Genomic DNA, 16,760 nt, shown 5'->3' on the forward strand with positions numbered 1-16,760 from the left:
CGCTCACTGCTCCGCGAGGAGCGGGTCGATCATCGAGCGCAGCTGCTCCTCGTTGACCGCGACGAGGGTGCGGGCGGCGATCCTGCCCTGCTTGTCGAGGACGATCGTGGAGGGGATGGACTGCGCGTTGAGCGTGCCCTTGGGGAAGCGGAGCATCAGCTTGCCGTCCGGGTCGTAGAGGCTCGGGTAGGTGATCCCGAAGTTCTCCTCGAAGGCGGCGGCGTTCTGCTTGCTGTTGTCGCGGGTGTTGATCCCGACGAAGGCGACGTCCTTGCCGGCGTCGGCCATCTCCTTGGAGACCTTCGCGAAGTACGGGGCCTCGGCGCGGCAGGGCGGGCACCAGGAGCCCCAGACGTTGAGGACGACGACCTTGCCCTTGAGGGCGGTGGTGTCGAGCGTCTTGCCGTCGACGGTGTCCCCGTCGAGCTTGGGGGCGTCGGTGCGGTCGGCCTTGGCGACGGTGGAGATGCCGCTGGGGCCCGTCACGTAGTTCCCCCCGCCGGAACCGGCCGGCTTGCCTCCGCTGCCGGAATCACCGCAGGCCGACAGGGTCAGGGCACTCGCGAGGGTGATCGCGGTCAGCAGGACGGCGCGGCCGCTGGTCGAGCGGCGGTTGGTTCGACGGTCACGCGCGCGGCTAAGGCTCATGTGAAAAGTTTCGCATGACCGATTTGCGGATCTTCCGCACCCCCCAGCGCCCCATGAACCCCCAGGTCAACCTCAAACCCAGCCCGGCGGCCTCCAGCCCCGCCGGCCCAACCCGGCCCGCCGGCGCTTGAGGCGCGGGGTCCGGGGCACAGCCCCGCGGGGTCCGGGGCGCAGCCCCGCGGGGTCCGGGGCACAGCCCGGGGGTCCGGGGCGCAGCCCCGCGGGGTCCGGGGCGCAGCCCGGGGGTCCGGGGCGCAGCCCCGCGGGGTCCGGGGCACAGCCCGGGGGTCCGGGGCACAGCCCGGGGGTCCGGGGCGCAGCCCCGGGGAACGGGCGAAGGGCGGGTAGGGGAACCCAGCCCCGCGCAGCGGCGCCCACGGCCCCGCACCCGCCCCCGGGACGGCCCCTCCGAGTCCGGGGCCCGGGGCTACGCCCCGAAGGCCTTCGACTTGCCCTTCACCGGCTTGGCGCCCGCCAGCAGATGCGCCGGCACCAGGTCCCGCGCCGGCTCGCTGTACCCGACCGACACCAGCTTGTCGCCCTGGTACGTGAACGACGTCAGCGACGCCAGCGTGCACTGCCGCCGCCGCGGGTCGTGCCACAGCCGCCGCCGCTCCGCGAAGCTCCGTACGATCCAGATCGGCAGCTGGTGGCTGACCGCCACCGCCTCGTGCCCGCGCGCCGCGTCCCTCGCCGCCTCGATCGCGCTCATCATCCGTACGACCTGCTCGACGTACGGCTCGCCCCACGACGGCTTGAACGGGTTCGTCAGGTGCTTCCAGTTGCCCGGCTTGCGCAGCGCCCCGTCACCGACGCCGAAGGTCTTGCCCTCGAAGACGTTGCCGGCCTCGATCAGCCGGCCGTCGGTGGCCAGTTCCAGGCCGTGCACCTTCGCGATCGGCGCGGCCGTCTCCTGCGCCCGCTCCAGCGGCGAGGCCACCACGTACGTGACGTCCCGGCCCTGGAGGTGCTCGGCGACCCGGTCGGCCATCTGCCGGCCCAGCTCGGAGAGGTGGTAGCCGGAGCGGCGCCCGTACAGGACCCCGTCCGGGTTGTGCACTTCGCCGTGCCGCATCACGTGGACGACGGTGATGTCGCTCATGCGCTCGCCTCCGCGGCGGCACGCGCGGCGGCCGGCAGCGCGGCCGCGACGCGCTCGACGGCCCGCTCGTCGTGAGCGGTGGACACGAACCAGGACTCGAACGCCGACGGCGGCAGGTAGACGCCCTGCGACAGCATCGAGTGGAAGAACGCGTTGAAGCGGAACCCTTCCTGCTTCTTCGCGTCGTCGTAGTTGCGGACCGGGTCCGCGGTGAAGAACACCGAGAACATGTTGGAGGCGGTCTGCAGCCGGTGCGCCACGCCCTCCTTGCTCAGCGCCGCCGTCACCAGGCCCTGGATCTCCTTCGAGACCGCGTCGACCTTGTCGTACGCCGCCCCGTCCAGCAGCCGCAGCTGCGCGAGGCCGGCGGCGGTGGCGACCGGGTTGCCGGAGAGCGTGCCCGCCTGGTAGACGGGGCCGGCCGGGGCCAGGTGCCCCATGACGTCCGCGCGGCCGCCGAACGCCGCCGCCGGGAAGCCGCCGCCCATGACCTTGCCGAAGGTCATCAGGTCGGGCTTGACCCCGTCCACCCCGTACCAGCCGGCGCGGGAGGTACGGAATCCGGTCATCACCTCGTCCGAGATGTACAGCGCGCCGTTCTCGCGGCACAGGTCGGCCAGGCCCTGGTTGAAGCCCTCGCCGGGGGTGACGACGCCCATGTTGCCCGGCGCGGCCTCCGTGATCACGCAGGCGATCTCGCCGGGGTGCGCGGCGAAGGCGGCCCGGACGGCGTCGAGGTCGTTGTAGGGGAGCACGATCGTGTCGCCGGCCTGCGCGCCCGTCACCCCGGGGGTGTCGGGCAGGGCGAAGGTGGCCAGGCCGGAACCGGCGGCGGCCAGCAGCGCGTCGACGTGTCCGTGGTAGCAGCCGGCGAACTTCACGACCTTGGCGCGGCCGGTGAAGCCCCGGGCCAGCCGGATCGCCGACATGGTCGCCTCGGTGCCCGAGGACACCAGGCGCACCTGCTCGACGGGCTCGATACGGGCCACGATCTCCTCGGCGAGGGCGACCTCGCCCTCACCCGGCGTGCCGAAGGAGGTGCCGCGGGCGACGGCCGCCTGCACCGCCTCGATCACCTCGGGGTGGGAGTGGCCGAGAATCATCGGCCCCCACGAGCAGACCAGGTCGACGTACTCACGCCCGTCGGCATCGGTCAGGTAGGGACCGGTACCGGACACCATGAACCGGGGCGTACCGCCCACGGCACGGAAGGCGCGTACGGGAGAGTTCACGCCGCCGGGGGTCACGAGGGACGCGCGCTCGAAGAGCGTCTGCGAAACTGGGGCTTCATACGGGTACGGGTAGCTCACACCAGCCATGGTCTCAGAGGCCGCGACAGACTTGCGGACGGGCGTTTCACCGCGCCGCCGCGGGGGAGGTCACTGCCATGATGATCAGGCTGCGTGGCGGGGGCCGCGGGGCCGGGGCAGGCAATACGTGTCGGGTGGAGATATGCAACGCGGTGGTGGACCGGGCGAGGGTACGGACGGCCTCGACCCGCAGCGCGCCCGCGAAGCCCGCCGACGCGGCAGGCACCGGCGGCGCGGCGCCGAGGCCGTCGATCCCGTACCGGGGCTGCCCCGTGCGCCGGGCGGCGAGGCCGACGCGGCGGCGGACGACGCGGACGACACCGGCGGCCTGCCCAAGGGCCGCGGTATGGGAGTGACGTACAAGTACTTCGGCGCCCCCGACGGCGCGACGGCCGCGCGGGTGCCGCAGACGATGCGGCCCGAGGAGCTGGGCGGCGACGAGCTCGGCATGGGCGGCATGTTCACCAAGATCAAGCCGGAGACGATGGCCGCGATGGTCCTGACCGGCATCGAGGGCATACCGCTGCACAAGGTGCCCCCGCTGGAACTGGTCGTCCTGCACCCCGACTACGCGGTGGTCAAGCTGCCCATGACGGTGGTCGACCCGCTGCGCGGGGTGGGCGAGGAGTCGGTGGGAGCGGCCGCGTTCATCTGGTCGACGGTGCCCGACCGGGGCGGCCCGCGCGACGCCTTCAACGTCTACCAGCTGCTGCACGAATGGCAGGACTTCTCCCACCGCCTCCACGAGAACGGCCACCAGGCGTACTGCCTCGTCTGGCCCTGAGGCGGGCAGTGCCGGCCGGGGCGTCAGGCCGGGGCGTCAGGTCGGGGCGTTGCGTCAGGCCGCGTCGCGCGCGGCGGCGTTCTCCTGCCACTGGCGGCCGATCGCCTTGACCAGCGCCGGATACACACCCAGGTAGCGGAAGGGCTTGATGGCGGCCATGTACACGAGGCCGAGCAGCCCGTTGGGTTTGACCAGGACGGCCATCTGGCCGCGGTGGCCGCCCCGCCCGTCCGGCACCCAGCCGATGTGCATGATCCCGTGCACAGTCTTGTTGCCCATCTCCGCGGCCCATTCGTCGTGCGTCTGGTAGACGGAGGTGAAGGGGAGCGCCTGGAGGTCGGGGCCCTGCGGCCCCTCGGCGAGGTCCGCCGGCAGCCGCTCCCGCAGCGAGCGCACCCGGCCGCCGACGCCGTCGCCGGGCTTGTCCCAGCCGAGCAGCGCGCCGAGCTTCCAGCGGACGGCGAAGAGGATCCGGTAGGCGGGGGCGGAGATCCCGGAGGTCTGGCTGGGGCCCTGCGCGAACTGGGCCACCAGCCGCGCGAGGTCGTCCGGGCCGCCCGGGGTGGGCAGGGCCCACACGTCCTCGAGCTGGAAGTCGCCTGCGATCTCGTGGATCCGCCAGGGCCGGGAGGTGTGGGCGGAACTGGGGAGTTTCATGGCGTGCCCCTCCATCTATACGATGCCGTATAGATGAGGCTAGACCGGTCTGTACGCACCCGTACAGATCATCGGCACGTGACGGGAGACACACCATGGCCACCGCCCGCACGCCCCGCGGCAAGTGGATCGAGCAGGGCCTGCGCGCCCTCGCCGCCGGCGGCCCGGACGCCGTCCGCGTCGAGGCGCTGGCGCAGGCGCTCGGCGTCAGCAAGGGCGGCTTCTACGGGTACTTCCGCAACCGCGACGCGCTGCTGGAGGAGATGCTCGACACGTGGGAACACGAGGTCGCGGACGGGGTGATCCAGCAGACCGAGGGCGCGGGCGGTGACGCGCGGGCCAAGCTGGAGCGGCTGTTCACCATCGTCGAGGAGTCGGCCGACGGGCCGGTGCGGGGGACGGCGGTCGACCTGGCGGTCCGCGACTGGGCCCGGCGCGACGCGGCCGTCGCGGCGCGGCTGCGCCGTGTCGACAACCGGAGGATGGACTACCTGCGGGAGCTGTTCGGCGCGTTCTGCCCGGACCCGGACGACGTGGAGGTCCGCTGCCTGATGGCGTTCTCCCTGCGGATCGGCGGCCGGTTCATCGCCGTCGACCACGGCGGACGCAGCCCCGCCGACATGCTGGCCCTCACCCGCCACTGGCTCCTCCGCCCCCCACCGCCGTAACCCCTCGCACACCCCCACCCGCCGGACGGCGAGCCACCGGGCCCCGGTGCGGGCGGTGTGGCGCTGCGCGGAGCCGGAGATCCCCTACCCGCCCTTCCACCGTTCCCCGGGACTCCGCCCCGGACCCCGCGCAGCGGCACGCCACCCGTAGGCGACCGTCGGCACCCGCCCCGGCCCGTGACCCCGCCCGGCCGGTCGACGGACGGAGTCCGGCGCAGCGGCGCGAAGCCCGGGAAGCGCGCCGGCGCTGAGCGGTGGGAGCGGCGCCTTCAGGGGGACACGGTCAGGATCAGGCGGCCTCGGGTGCCCGGGGTGGCGAGGGCCGTGTGGGCCTTGGCGGCCTCGGAGAGGTCGAAGGTGCCCGCCACGCGGAGCGTCAGCGCGCCGGCGTCGACCAGGGCGGACAGCCGGGCCAGCAGGGCGCCGTCCGGGGCGACCTCCTGCTCCTCCACCCGGATCCCCCGCTCCGCGGCCGGCGCCGCGCCCGGGATCAGGCCCACGTACGCACCGCCGTCGCGGACGAAGCCCAGCGCCGCCTCCCCCAGCACCGCCGCGTCCAGGACCCCGTCGACCGGCTCCGCCGGAGCCGACCCGCGCGGCACGAACCCGGCCGCGCCCAGGGAGCGTACGAACTCCTCGTCCCCCTCGCCCGCGAGGGCCGTCACCACCAGGCCCGCCCGCGCGGCCAGCTGGACCGCGAGGCCGCCGACCACACCGGCCGCGCCGGTGATCAGGACCGAGTCGCCCGGGGCGAGCCCCAGCAGGTCCACCGCACGGGCGGCGGTCAGCCCGCTCAGCGGGAGCGCCGCCGCGGCCGTGTCGTCCACCGATGCGGGGGCCGCCGCCACCGCGGAGGCGTCCAGCACCACGTACTCGGCGTGCGTCCCGAGCGGCTTCACCGGGCCGTAGTGCAGCCCGACCACCCTGCGGCCCTCCGTCCAGCCGTCCACTCCGGGGCCGACCGCGTCGATCTCGCCCGCCACGTCCCAGCCGAGCCCGAGCCGCTGTCCGGCCCCGCCGAAGACGCCGGCGCGGACAGCGCCGTCCACCGGGTTCAGCCCGGCCGCCCGGACCCGGACGCGGACCTGGCCGGCCGCCGGCTGGGGAACCGCCACCTCGGCCAGCTCCACCCGCTCCGGCCCGCCGAAGGTGGTGACCACCGCTGCCCGCATGCCGCGGGTCCGCTGCTGCTCGCTCATGTCTCTCTCCCCGTTCGTCAGGTCTCGTTCGGTCCCGGTCAGCCGTTCCCGATGACCACTAACCTAGGGAGAGGTACTCTCTTTTCGAAAGTACGCACTTGGGAGTGCGTACCCGACCCGGAAGTGGGCAACCATGGCCACCCGCACCGCCGCCGCCCTGCGCGAAGAGGCCCGCGCCGCCTACGACGCCTTCGTCAGGGACTGCCCCACCACCCAGCTCCTCGCCCGCATCAGCGACAAGTGGGTCGGCCTCGTCCTCAGCGCCCTCGGCGAGGCCGAAACCGGCTCCATGCGCTACAGCGAACTGGGCCGCAAAATCCCCGGCGTGAGCCAGAAGATGCTCACCCAGACCCTCCGCTCCCTCGAACGCGACGGCATCGTCACCCGCACCGTCACCCCGACCGTCCCCGTCCGCGTCGACTACCGCCTCACCGAACTCGGCGGCAGCCTCGGCTGCCTCCTCTCCTCCGTCAAGAAGTGGGCCGAGAACCACTTCGACGAGGTCAGTGCCCACCGCGAGGCCTACGACCAGGCCACAGCCACCACCTGACCCCCTCCACCCGGAACCACCGAATTCGGCGGCGCCGCCGGGCCCCCGATGGCATGCTGGGACCGTGAACGGTCCCGGCATTCAGCTCACCCTCGCCCCCGAACTGCGCCTCTTCGCCCCGCCCAGCCGGCGCGCGGACCGCGTACCGACCGCCACCGACGGCGCCTCCAGCATCGGACACGTCGTCGAATCCGCGGGCGTCCCCCTCACCGAGGTGGGCCGCCTGGTCGTCGACGGCCAGGAGGTCCCCGTCTCGTACGTGCCCCAAGCGGGCCAGACGGTAGAGGTGTTCGGCGTGGACCGGCCCCAGCGGATCGCCGGCGCCCCCCTGCGCTTCCTCCTCGACGTCCACCTCGGCACCCTCGCCCGCCGGCTGCGCCTGCTCGGCGTCGACGCCGCCTACGAGAACGAGGACATCGGCGACCCCGCCCTCGCCACCCGCTCCGCCGCCGAGCAGCGCGTCCTGCTCTCCCGCGACCGCGGCCTGCTGCGCCGCCGCGAGATCTTCGCCGGCGCGTACGTCTACAGCGACAACCCGGACGAGCAACTGCGGGACGTACTCAGCCGGTTCGCACCCGAGCTCACCCCCTGGACCCGCTGCACGGCCTGCAACGGCCCGCTCCGGGAAGCGGACAAGGACAGCGTCGGCGACCGGCTGGAACACGGCACGCAGCGCTCGTACGACGTCTTCGCGCAGTGCACCGACTGCGAACGCGTCTACTGGCGCGGCGCCCACCACTCGCGCCTGGAACGGATCGTGGACGACGCCCTGGCCGAATTCGGCAACGGCGCCCCGGTGTAGCGCCCTGCGGCGGCCGCCCCCGGCTGGCAGACTCCTGGAGCATGACTGCCGCTGAGGACACCACCGGAGCATCCGGCGACACCGGCACCACCGACGTCTTCGACGTGGCCGTCGTCGGCGCGGGACCCACGGGACTCCTGCTCGCCGGCGACCTCGCCGCCGCCGGACTCTCCGTCACCCTCCTGGAGAAGCGGCCCCGCACGGCCGCCAACCTCACCCGCGCCTTCGCCGTCCACGCCCGCACCCTCGAACTGCTCGACGCGCGCGGCCTCGCCGACGAACTCGTCTCCACCGGCCGGCGGATCGACCTGCTGCGCCCCTTCGGTTCCATGGCCCTCTCCCTCCGACGGCTGCGTAGCCGCTACCCCTTCGTGCTCATCACCCCTCAATATGAGACAGAGAAACTGCTGGAGCGCCGCGCACTGTCCACAGGGACGGTCATCCAATACGACTGCCAGGTCACCGGCCTCCGCCAGGACCACGAGACGGTCACCCTCGACGTCCAGGACACGGAGAAGGCCGACCCGGAAGACCACGGCCCCGAGGGCCCCGGCCCCGAGGACCACGGCCCCGGCCCCGACGGCCGCCCCCGCCAGATCCACGCGCGCCACGTCGTCGGCACCGACGGCGTCCGCTCCACCGTCCGCGACCGCCTCGGCCTCCCCTTCCCCGGCCAGGCCGTCGTCCGCTCCATGATCCTGGCCGACGTCCGCCTCACCGACCCGCCCGAGGACACCCTCACCGCCAACGGCACCGCCGACGCCTTCGCCTTCCTCGTCCCCTTCGGCGACGGCTGGTACCGCGCCATCGCCTGGAGCCCCGACGCCCGGGCCGCCGACACGGACCCCACCTCCCTCGACGAACTGCGCGCCCTCACCCGTGCCGCCCTCGGCAGCGACCACGGCATGCACGACCCGCGCTGGATGTCCCGCTTCCACAGCGACGAACGCCAGGTCCCCCACTACCGCGCCGGCCGCGTCTTCCTCGCCGGCGACGCCGCGCACGTCCACTCCCCCGCCGGCGGCCTCGGCATGAACACCGGGCTCCAGGACGCCGCCAACCTCTCCTGGAAACTCGCCGCCGTCCTGCACGGCCAGGCCCCCGACCCCGAAGCCCTCCTCGACAGCTACCACCGCGAACGCCACCCCGTCGGCCGCCTCGTCCTGCGCGCCAGCGGCGCCCTCGTCCGCGCCGTCACCGCCGGCACCCCCGCCCGACGCACCGCCCGCCGCCTCGGCGCCGGCCTCCTCGCCCGCCTCGGCCCCGCCCAGGACCGCGCGCTCGGCCTGGTCTCCGGCATCGGCATCGCCTACCCGCCCCCACCCGGCACCCGGCGCCCCACCCCCGCCGGCCGGCGCGCCCCCGACCTCCCCCTCGCCGACGGAACGCGGCTGTACGAGGCCCTGCGCGCCGGCGGCTTCGTCCTCATCACCCCGCCCGGCGCGGCCACCCCGCCCGGAACACCCCTCACGCACCACCACTGGGCCACGCAGGGGCGTACCGCCCGCGTCCTCGTACGCCCCGACGGCTACGTCGCCTGGAGCGCCCCCGCGGCCGACGACGCCGAGACCGCCGCCGCCGTCGCCCGCTGGCTGCTCCCGGGAGGACGACCCCGGAAGGCGTAGCAGCCTCCGACAGGCCTCAGAAGGCGTACGTGTCGCCCGTGTCCAGGGCCAGCACCACGTGCTCGTCATTGGCGTGGTTGCGGTCGGTCGCGCCGCCGTCCCACAGGGTGTCGATCCGCACCGCGACCTCCGCCGGCCGCTCCCGCAGCCCCAGCAGCAGCGCGATGTGCCGGCCCTGCCCGTGCTCCGGCAGCGCGCCCGTCTCGCACACGACCTCCCGCCGGCCCACCCGCGCGCACCCCTCGTCCAGCTCGGGCCGGTCGGCGAGGTCCGCCGACAGCCGCACCCGCACCGTCGCGTCCGGCACCGCGGACGGGCCCTCGTTCCGCGGCACCATCCACAGCTTCAGCTGCCCGTGGGACAGCCGGACCCGCCCGTGGTACGCCACATCCGCCTCCGCCCCGGGGCCGGACCGGGCCTCCGCCGGCCCGGCCCCGCACAGCACCAGCAAGCCCGCCACCACCACACTCCGTACGGCACCACGGCGCACCGCCACCACCTCCTCGCGCGGACGGTAGCCACCCCGCCCAGCCGCCGATCGGACCATCACACGAATGAGGGCAAGCCCTCCGCCATTCGCCCCGCCCCCGGCACCCGGCCCCGGCGCAGGCCGCGGACCAGGCCGATCACCGCCACCGCGCCCCTCACCCCCGCCGCAGCAGCCGTGATCACGTACGCGCCGCGCCGCCGACCCGGCCTATGCTGGCGGGCATTCGCCCGTACGAACGACCGAACCGGCGGGCGACCCCCGCGACCACGCGACCCGCGACCCCCGCGACCACGCGACCCCACGAGGAGCCCCGCCCATGAGCACGCGCCCGGCCACCCGAACCGCCGTAGTCACCGGCGCGAGCAGCGGAATCGGCGCGGCCACCGCCCGGCAGCTCGCCGCGGCCGGCTACCACGTCGTCCTCACCGCCCGCCGCAAGGACCGCATCGAGGCCCTCGCCGCCGAGATCACCGAGGCCGGCCACGAGGCCACCGCCCACGCCCTCGACGTCACCGACCGCCCCGCCGTCGACGCCTTCGCCGCCTCCCTGGAACGCTTCCCCTCCGTCGACGTCCTCGTCAACAACGCCGGCGGCGCCATCGGCGCCGAGCCCGTCGCCACCGGCGACCCCGCCGACTGGCGCACGATGTACGAGGTCAACGTCATCGGCACCCTCAACCTCACCCAGGCGCTGCTGCCCGCCCTCACCGCCTCCGGCGACGGCACGGTCGTCGTGCTCTCCTCCACCGCCGGCCACGCCACGTACGAGGGCGGCGCGGGCTACGTTGCCGCCAAGAACGGCGCCCGCGTCCTCGCCGAGACCCTCCGCCTGGAGATCGTGGGCCAGCCCGTCCGCGTCATCGAGATCGCCCCCGGCATGGTCAAGACCGAGGAGTTCGCGAAGACCCGCTTCCGCGGCGACTCCGCCAAGGCCGAGAAGGTCTACGAGGGCGTGGCGCAGCCCCTCTCCGCCGACGACGTGGCCGACACCATCACCTGGGCGGTGACCCGCCCCAGCCACGTCAACATCGACCTCCTGGTGGTCCGCCCCCGCGCCCAGGCCTCGAACACGAAGGTGCACCGCGAGCTCTAGTCGGCCCTGCGGAGCGACATGAGGGCCGCCGGCGCCAGCCGGCGGCCCTCGCCGCGTCCCTCACCCGCCGCGACCCCGCCGGGCCCCCGGCTCGGCCGATCGGCGCCATATGTGCCGCCGATCAGATGATCGGACCTCGCGCCTCACGCCGTACGGGACCCGGCGGCCGAACCATGCAGATCGAGGTCGCCAGACCTCGAGGTCGACCCCCCAGGGTCAGACCCTCCGGTTCCACGAGGAGCACCACACATGAGTCCTGAGACAAGGACACCGTCCCCCATGGGCCCGCTGCCCCGGCAGACCAGATGGCTCGCCGGCGGTGCGGTGGCTTCGATGGCCATCGCGATGCTCGGCCTCGCCACCCCCGCGCAGGCCGACACCGGTGCGCCGCAGGCGGCCGCGGTGGCCGCCGCGAGCGCGCAGGGCGGCGGCGACGACTGCAGGGACGACGACGACTACGACCCCGCCGTCAAGGGCGCCAAGGCCAACCCGCACAAGGACAAGTGCGAAGGCCGGGTCGGCCCTCCCGGGCCTCCCGGGCGCGACGGCCGTGACGGCCGTGACGGCCGCGACGGCGCCCCCGGCACCCCCGGGCCGCCCGGGCCCTGCGTGGACATCTCCACCTCGTGGGACGAGGAAGAAGTCAAGTACAAGGCCGTACTGGGCCCCAACGGCATCGTGTGGGCGGGTGTCTACGACTTCAACGCGGCCAACCCGACCACCCCGGCCTACACCTGGTACAACCTCACCACGGGCTCCCCGACGTTCCCGGCCAACCCCTGCGGCGTCACGATCGCAGAGACCGCCAACCGGGTCATCGTCGAGGTGCTCACCGCATCCGGAACCGTCTACGAGACCGAGTGCGCGGTGGTCCGGGGCGAGCCGGACCGGCTCGACTGCCCGACCCCGGTCGTCTGGACCCCGGCGAACCCCCAGCCGGGACAGGTCCCGCCGCCGCCCACCAAGAAGAAGCACACCCCGCTGAAGCCGAGCAGCGCCCCCCACATCGACAAGGGCCTCTCGAAGATCAGCTAGCACCCCTGCCCGCTGACGCCACACCGGCAGACGGGCGACCGAGGGGGGCACCGCCACGGCGGTGCCCCCTCGGGCCTTCAGGGCTTCAGCGCTTCAGCCCTTCACGCAGACGACGGCCTTGAGCTTCGCCACGACCTGCACCAGGTCCGTCTGCTGGTCGATGACCTGCTCGATCGACTTGTACGCGCCCGGGATCTCGTCCACGACGCCCGAGTCCTTGCGGCACTCCACGCCCTGGGTCTGCTCCGCCAGGTCGCGGGTCGTGAACCGCTTCTTCGCCGCCGTCCGGCTCATCCTGCGGCCCGCTCCGTGCGAGGCGGAGTTGAAGGACTTCTCGTTGCCGAGCCCCTTCACGATGTACGACCCCGTGCCCATCGAGCCCGGGATGATCCCGTAGTCACCGCTGCCGGCGCGGATCGCGCCCTTCCGGGTGACCAGCAGGTCCATTCCGTCGTACCGCTCCTCCGCCACGTAGTTGTGGTGGCAGCTGATCTCCCGCTCGAAGGAGACCTTGGCCTTCCGGAACTCCTTGCGGATGACTTCCTTGAGCAGGCACATCATGGCGGCGCGGTTGTACTTCGCGTACTCCTGCGCCCAGAAGAGGTCGCTGCGGTACGCCTCCATCTCCGGGGTCGCCGCGAGGAAGACCGCCAGGTCCCGGTCGACCAGGTTCTGGTTGTGCGACAGTCCCCGCGCCACGCCGATGTGGTGCGCGGCGAGCTCGTTGCCGATACCGCGGGAGCCCGAGTGCAGCATGAGCCACACTTCTCCCGACATATCGATTGAAATCTCTACGAAGTGATTACCGGAGCCCAATGTCCCGGTTTGCCGCAGTGCCCGGTCCCGCCGGAACTTGACCGCGTCCGCGAGGTAGTCGAAGCGCTCCCAGAGGTCGGAGTACCCCTCCTCCGAGAAGCCGTACAGCCGCCCCGGGTCCACCGCCTCGCGGTGCATGCCCGCGCCCACCGGGATCGCCTGCTCGATGCGCGAGCGCAGCTTGGACAGGTCGCCGGGGAGGTCGTTCGCCGTCAGGGAGGTCTTGACCGCGGACATGCCGCAGCCGATGTCCACGCCGACCGCGGCCGGGCAGACCGCGTCCTTCATGGCGATGACCGAGCCCACCGTGGCGCCCTTGCCGTAGTGCACGTCCGGCATCACGGCCAGGCCCTTGATCCACGGCAGCCCGGCCGTGTTCTGGAGCTGCCGCATCGCGCTGTCCTCGACGGACGCCGGGTCCGCCCACATCCGGATCGGGACGTTCGCCCCTGGTACCTCTACGTACGACATAAGACAAGAATCCCCTGAAATCCACAGAAAAGTATGAATACGCGAAAAGCCGCGCTCATAGCCCCAAAGCAGACAGGGAACCGGCGCCGGCACCAGCGTGTGCGATAGACATTGTGTCCATCCGTGCCCGAGTCGCGGCAACGGAATTTCCCGAAGGAGCCAGGGGAGCCAGTGGACGTGGACCGATCGCCGGTACGTCGCCGAGTCCTGCCGGGCATCGCGATGCTCACCGCGCTCGTGGCCGGCACGGCCGGGCTCGCCGGGTGCACCGACAGCAGCGGCACCGGGGCCGGCGACCCCAAGGGCGGCGGGAACACCGCCGTGCCCGCGCAGCCCGGCAAGTACCGCAGCCTGCCGCAGCCCTGCAAGGCCGCCGACCCCAAGCGGCTCCGGGCCATGCTCCCGGCCGTCGACTCCCTGACCACCGAACAGCGCGACCAGCTCTACGCCGGGACCGCGGAGGCCTCGTACGACGGTGACCGGCACGTCGGCTGCCGGTGGAACGCGCAGACCCCCGAGGGGACGCTGCTGCTGTCGGTCACCTTCGAGCGCGTCGTCTCCTACGACCGTGCCACGACGAGCGACGACGACAAGGCGCGCCAGGTGTACGTGCGCCGGCTGACCGACGCGCACCTGCCCTTCCCCGGCCCGACCGGCCCGACGGCCAGCCCGACGGCCAGCCCGACGGGCGGCCCGACGACCGGCCCGACCCCGGGCGGCGCCCCCGCCACAGGCTCCGCCACGGGGCCCGGCGCGAGCCCCGCCGGCCTTCCGGGCGGCAGTGGCACGCCTGCCCCGGCCGCTTCCGGTTCGGGTTCCGCTCCGGCTTCCGCGCCGGCCTCCCCCAGTACCCCGCCCGAGCTCGGCTCGCGCGTCCTGGAGGGGCTCGGCAACGAGGCCTTCCTCGACGACAAGCTCGCCGCGGCCGGCGCGACCGCCGCCCAGGCCCGGACCGTGCGGATCGTCTTCCGCACCTCCAACGTCCTGGTCACCGTCGAGTACAGCGTGCAGCCGTCCGGCCCGGGCACGGTCCCCCCGAGTGCGGAAACGCAGGACAGGGCACGTCAGTTGGCGCAGGCCCTGGCCGAGCGTTTCAACCAGTGACAGCGCCCCCCACGGGGGGCGCGCACGCCCCCCGTGACGGCGCGCACAGCAGCCGGGCGCCCGGTCGGGCTACCGTTGCTCGGGTCCCGCGCCCGTAACGCGCCCCGCAGAAGCCCCCAACGTCTGAAGGAAACATGCACCGATCAGCCTCGCGCCTCACCCGCGTTCTCGCCTGCGCAGCCGTCCCGGTGATCCTCGCCGTCGCCGGCTGCTCGTCCGACTCGGGCAAGTCCTCGGGCGGCTCGGACTCCGGCAAGAAGTCCGATTCCTCCGCGTCCGCCAAGCCGAGCACGAAGCCGTCGGCCCCGCTGGAGAAGGTGGCCTTCGCGAAGCTGCCCGACCCCTGCAAGGCGCTGGCCGGCAAGACCGTCGAGTCGCTCGTCCCCGAGGCGAAGGACAAGAACGGCACGGCGGCGAAGTCCAACGACCTCTCGAACCGCGCCAGCTGCTCCTGGAACGGCCTGGACACCGACGGTGCGAAGGGTTCGCAGTACCGCTGGCTGTCCGTCTCCCTGGTCCGTTACGACTCGCACGCCTCCCTCGGCAGCGGCAACAAGCGTGCGGAAGACCAGTACAACAAGCAGATCGAGCTGGCGAAGGCCTCCGAGGGCGCGCACGACGTCAAGGTGGAGCAGGCCGGCGGGGTCGGCGACCAGGGCACCACGGTGGCCTACGGCGTGAAGAAGGACGTCGACTTCTTCAACAACACGGTCGTCGTCCGCACGCAGAACGTGGTGGTGACCCTCGACTTCAACGGTGCCGCCTACGAGGGCGCCGGTGCGCCGGACCAGGGCAAGCTGCTCCAGGACGCGATCTCCGCGGCCAAGGAGACGGTTGCCTCGGTCGCCTCCGCCAACACCGACCAGGGTGCGGCTCCGTCCGGTTCCGCTTCGGCTTCCGCTTCCGCGTCGGCCTCGCCCCAGCAGTAGCCCGGCAGCAGACCCGCCGACAGGAGGGGGCCTACGGCACGGGTGACGCGCAGTCACCCGTACGCTGTGCCTGCCGTAGCTCGACAAGGCAAGGGGAGGGGATCGCGTGGCCGCGATGCAGCTGACTCGTACGCACCGGATTCTCATCGGTGTCGTGGTCGCCGGAGCCGTGGTCATCGCGGGCATCGGTTTCGCGGGTTCGTACTCCGCGGTGCGCGCGCTGGCGTTGAAGAAAGGCTTCGGCAGCTTCTCGCTGGTGTTCCCGATCGGCATCGACGCGGGCATCTGCGTGCTGCTGGCGCTGGACCTGCTGCTGACGTGGATCCGCATCCCGTTCCCCCTGCTGCGCCAGACGGCGTGGCTGCTGACGGCGGCGACCATCGCGTTCAACGGCGCGGCGGCCTGGCCGGACCCGCTGGGCGTGGGCATGCACGCGGTGATCCCGGTGCTGTTCGTGGTCACGGTCGAAGCGGCTCGGCACGCGGTGGGCCGGATCGCGGACATCACCGCGGACCGGCACATGGAGGGGGTGCGGATCACCCGCTGGCTCCTGTCGCCGGTGCCCACCTTCAAGCTGTGGCGCCGGATGAAGCTGTGGGAGCTGCGCTCCTACGAGCAGGCGGTCGGCATGGAGCAGGACCGGCTGATCTACCAGGCGCGGCTCCAGGCCCGTTACGGGCGGGCGTGGCGGCGCAAGGCGCCGGTGGAGGCGTTGATGCCGCTGCGCCTGGCCCGGATCGGTGTGCCGCTGTCGCAGACGGCGCCCGAGGGGCTGGCGGCCGCGGGCATCGACCCGGTGCTGCTGCCTCCGGCGGCGGTCACCGCGGGCTCGGCGGGCGCTCCCGCCCTGGTGGCGGCGCCGGCCCCCGGCCCGGCTCCGGCCTCCGCGCAGGAACCCGCGCACGCCTCCGCGCAGGAATCCGTGCCGGAACCCGCGCAGACCGCCCCCATGGAGCCCGAGACCGGTACGCGGGCCCCCGCCGGGCTGCCCCGGCAAGCCGGCCCGCAGGCCCAGCCGCCCTTCGCCGCCCCCGCCCCCGGCCCCGTGCACGGCCCGGCGCCCTTCGTGGTGGAGCCGACGGCCATGCCCGCGGCGCACGACAGCGCCTGGTTCGCGGCGCCGCTCGCCCCGCAGGCGGCGTACGAGGGCGACTACAACCCGCAGTACGTCGAGGGCCTGGAGCCGATCCCGGTCATGCCCCCGGCCGGTCCGGAGGAGCAGGCCGAGCAGGCCGAGCCCGCCGACGCCCTCTCCGACGCCGACGAGGAGAAGTTCCGGGAGGCCGCGTACGAGGTCTTCCGGGCCTACATCGAGGAGTACGCCCAGGTCCCGAGCCCCGTGCAGCTGGAGGAGCGCCTCTCCGACCGCCTCGGGATCGCGGACTCGCGCGACGCGGCCGAGCTCAAGCAGCTGATCCCCCGGCTGAAGGAGCGCTACCAGCGCGACCTGATGGACGAGCACATCCCGTAACCGGCG

At 73.4% G+C, this 16,760-nt stretch carries 17 protein-coding genes; 10 read left to right on the forward strand and 7 right to left on the reverse strand.

Annotated elements, in window-relative coordinates; all coding sequences use genetic code 11:
* Nucleotides 1-3 precede the first annotated feature (3 nt).
* The 3 genes from ACZ501_RS28955 to hemL form a co-directional block, all read right to left on the reverse strand.
* Nucleotides 4-648 carry a TlpA family protein disulfide reductase gene (locus ACZ501_RS28955; protein WP_361597111.1) on the reverse strand — a complete coding sequence of 215 codons (645 nt, stop codon included), beginning with the start codon at nucleotides 646-648 and terminating at the stop codon, nucleotides 4-6.
* A gap of 427 nt (nucleotides 649-1,075) precedes the next feature.
* On the reverse strand, nucleotides 1,076-1,750 hold the full coding sequence (locus ACZ501_RS28960) for a histidine phosphatase family protein (RefSeq protein ID WP_361597108.1): 675 nt from the start codon (nucleotides 1,748-1,750) through the stop codon (nucleotides 1,076-1,078).
* On the reverse strand, nucleotides 1,747-3,069 hold the full coding sequence (hemL, locus tag ACZ501_RS28965) for a glutamate-1-semialdehyde 2,1-aminomutase (protein WP_362455739.1): 1,323 nt from the start codon (nucleotides 3,067-3,069) through the stop codon (nucleotides 1,747-1,749). The genes ACZ501_RS28960 and hemL overlap by 4 nt, the downstream gene beginning before the upstream one ends.
* Nucleotides 3,070-3,406: 337 nt before the next feature.
* Between hemL and ACZ501_RS28970 the strand changes: the two genes are divergently transcribed.
* Entirely contained in the window at nucleotides 3,407-3,844 is a 438-nt protein-coding gene (locus ACZ501_RS28970) for a hypothetical protein (protein WP_007264729.1), read from the forward strand.
* A 54-nt stretch (nucleotides 3,845-3,898) separates the two neighbouring features.
* Here the strand turns inward: ACZ501_RS28970 and ACZ501_RS28975 are convergent, their stop codons facing one another.
* Nucleotides 3,899-4,501, reverse strand: a complete 603-nt coding sequence (locus ACZ501_RS28975) for a DUF2867 domain-containing protein (protein WP_468799413.1) — start codon at nucleotides 4,499-4,501, stop codon at nucleotides 3,899-3,901.
* 95 nt (nucleotides 4,502-4,596) lie between these two features.
* Between ACZ501_RS28975 and ACZ501_RS28980 the strand changes: the two genes are divergently transcribed.
* Nucleotides 4,597-5,169, forward strand: a complete 573-nt coding sequence (locus ACZ501_RS28980; RefSeq protein WP_362455742.1) for a TetR/AcrR family transcriptional regulator — start codon at nucleotides 4,597-4,599, stop codon at nucleotides 5,167-5,169.
* 269 nt (nucleotides 5,170-5,438) lie between these two features.
* Here ACZ501_RS28980 and ACZ501_RS28985 read toward each other — a convergent pair whose 3' ends face one another.
* A complete protein-coding gene (locus tag ACZ501_RS28985; RefSeq protein ID WP_361597196.1) occupies nucleotides 5,439-6,341 on the reverse strand; it encodes an NADP-dependent oxidoreductase in 903 nt (300 codons plus the stop codon).
* A 160-nt stretch (nucleotides 6,342-6,501) separates the two neighbouring features.
* Here ACZ501_RS28985 and ACZ501_RS28990 point away from each other — a divergent pair, with 160 nt between their 5' ends.
* The 3 genes from ACZ501_RS28990 to ACZ501_RS29000 all read left to right on the forward strand — a co-directional run bounded on the left by ACZ501_RS28990 (nucleotide 6,502) and on the right by ACZ501_RS29000 (nucleotide 9,345).
* The gene (locus ACZ501_RS28990; protein ID WP_361597096.1) at nucleotides 6,502-6,918 is read left to right on the forward strand and encodes a winged helix-turn-helix transcriptional regulator; all 417 of its coding nucleotides are present in this window, start codon (nucleotides 6,502-6,504) and stop codon (nucleotides 6,916-6,918) included.
* Nucleotides 6,919-6,982: 64 nt separating this feature from the next.
* Nucleotides 6,983-7,720, forward strand: a complete 738-nt coding sequence (locus tag ACZ501_RS28995) for a Mut7-C RNAse domain-containing protein (RefSeq protein WP_361597093.1) — start codon at nucleotides 6,983-6,985, stop codon at nucleotides 7,718-7,720.
* A gap of 41 nt (nucleotides 7,721-7,761) precedes the next feature.
* Complete coding sequence (locus tag ACZ501_RS29000; RefSeq protein WP_468799415.1) at nucleotides 7,762-9,345, forward strand: FAD-dependent oxidoreductase; 1,584 nt, start codon at nucleotides 7,762-7,764, stop codon at nucleotides 9,343-9,345.
* Between the two features lie 16 nt (nucleotides 9,346-9,361).
* Here ACZ501_RS29000 and ACZ501_RS29005 read toward each other — a convergent pair whose 3' ends face one another.
* Nucleotides 9,362-9,835, reverse strand: a complete 474-nt coding sequence (locus tag ACZ501_RS29005) for a hypothetical protein (RefSeq protein WP_361597087.1) — start codon at nucleotides 9,833-9,835, stop codon at nucleotides 9,362-9,364.
* Between the two features lie 316 nt (nucleotides 9,836-10,151).
* Here ACZ501_RS29005 and ACZ501_RS29010 point away from each other — a divergent pair, with 316 nt between their 5' ends.
* Entirely contained in the window at nucleotides 10,152-10,928 is a 777-nt protein-coding gene (locus ACZ501_RS29010; protein ID WP_361597085.1) for an SDR family oxidoreductase, read from the forward strand.
* Nucleotides 10,929-11,177: 249 nt separating this feature from the next.
* Nucleotides 11,178-11,963: a hypothetical protein gene (locus tag ACZ501_RS29015; RefSeq protein ID WP_468799417.1), complete on the forward strand. Its 786-nt coding sequence runs from the start codon at nucleotides 11,178-11,180 to the stop codon at nucleotides 11,961-11,963.
* Between the two features lie 93 nt (nucleotides 11,964-12,056).
* Here the strand turns inward: ACZ501_RS29015 and ACZ501_RS29020 are convergent, their stop codons facing one another.
* Complete coding sequence (locus ACZ501_RS29020; RefSeq protein ID WP_362455752.1) at nucleotides 12,057-13,250, reverse strand: RtcB family protein; 1,194 nt, start codon at nucleotides 13,248-13,250, stop codon at nucleotides 12,057-12,059.
* 177 nt (nucleotides 13,251-13,427) lie between these two features.
* On the opposite strand from ACZ501_RS29020, the gene ACZ501_RS29025 reads away from it, so the two are divergent.
* The 3 genes from ACZ501_RS29025 to ACZ501_RS29035 all read left to right on the forward strand — a co-directional run bounded on the left by ACZ501_RS29025 (nucleotide 13,428) and on the right by ACZ501_RS29035 (nucleotide 16,754).
* Nucleotides 13,428-14,354: a DUF3558 domain-containing protein gene (locus tag ACZ501_RS29025; RefSeq protein ID WP_468799419.1), complete on the forward strand. Its 927-nt coding sequence runs from the start codon at nucleotides 13,428-13,430 to the stop codon at nucleotides 14,352-14,354.
* A gap of 134 nt (nucleotides 14,355-14,488) precedes the next feature.
* Complete coding sequence (locus ACZ501_RS29030) at nucleotides 14,489-15,283, forward strand: DUF3558 family protein (protein ID WP_468799421.1); 795 nt, start codon at nucleotides 14,489-14,491, stop codon at nucleotides 15,281-15,283.
* 106 nt (nucleotides 15,284-15,389) lie between these two features.
* Entirely contained in the window at nucleotides 15,390-16,754 is a 1,365-nt protein-coding gene (locus tag ACZ501_RS29035) for a DUF2637 domain-containing protein (protein WP_468799423.1), read from the forward strand.
* Nucleotides 16,755-16,760: the final 6 nt, after the last annotated feature.

The sequence above is a fragment of the Streptomyces sp. NPDC034085 genome (assembly GCF_055575555.1).

Excerpts from the sequence above, each read along its gene's own strand:
- ACZ501_RS28985 (WP_361597196.1), bottom strand. The coding sequence starts at position 6,341 with ATGCGGGCAGCGGTGGTCACCACCTTCGGCGGGCCGGAGCGGGTGGAG.
- ACZ501_RS29030 (WP_468799421.1), top strand. The coding sequence starts at position 14,489 with ATGCACCGATCAGCCTCGCGCCTCACCCGCGTTCTCGCCTGCGCAGCC.
- ACZ501_RS29020 (WP_362455752.1), bottom strand. The coding sequence starts at position 13,250 with ATGTCGTACGTAGAGGTACCAGGGGCGAACGTCCCGATCCGGATGTGG.
- ACZ501_RS28990 (WP_361597096.1), top strand. The coding sequence starts at position 6,502 with ATGGCCACCCGCACCGCCGCCGCCCTGCGCGAAGAGGCCCGCGCCGCC.
- ACZ501_RS28960 (WP_361597108.1), bottom strand. The coding sequence starts at position 1,750 with ATGAGCGACATCACCGTCGTCCACGTGATGCGGCACGGCGAAGTGCAC.
- ACZ501_RS28980 (WP_362455742.1), top strand. The coding sequence starts at position 4,597 with ATGGCCACCGCCCGCACGCCCCGCGGCAAGTGGATCGAGCAGGGCCTG.
- ACZ501_RS28955 (WP_361597111.1), bottom strand. The coding sequence starts at position 648 with ATGAGCCTTAGCCGCGCGCGTGACCGTCGAACCAACCGCCGCTCGACC.
- ACZ501_RS29015 (WP_468799417.1), top strand. The coding sequence starts at position 11,178 with ATGAGTCCTGAGACAAGGACACCGTCCCCCATGGGCCCGCTGCCCCGG.
- ACZ501_RS29000 (WP_468799415.1), top strand. The coding sequence starts at position 7,762 with ATGACTGCCGCTGAGGACACCACCGGAGCATCCGGCGACACCGGCACC.
- hemL (WP_362455739.1), bottom strand. The coding sequence starts at position 3,069 with ATGGCTGGTGTGAGCTACCCGTACCCGTATGAAGCCCCAGTTTCGCAG.
- ACZ501_RS28970 (WP_007264729.1), top strand. The coding sequence starts at position 3,407 with ATGGGAGTGACGTACAAGTACTTCGGCGCCCCCGACGGCGCGACGGCC.
- ACZ501_RS28975 (WP_468799413.1), bottom strand. The coding sequence starts at position 4,501 with ATGAAACTCCCCAGTTCCGCCCACACCTCCCGGCCCTGGCGGATCCAC.
- ACZ501_RS29010 (WP_361597085.1), top strand. The coding sequence starts at position 10,152 with ATGAGCACGCGCCCGGCCACCCGAACCGCCGTAGTCACCGGCGCGAGC.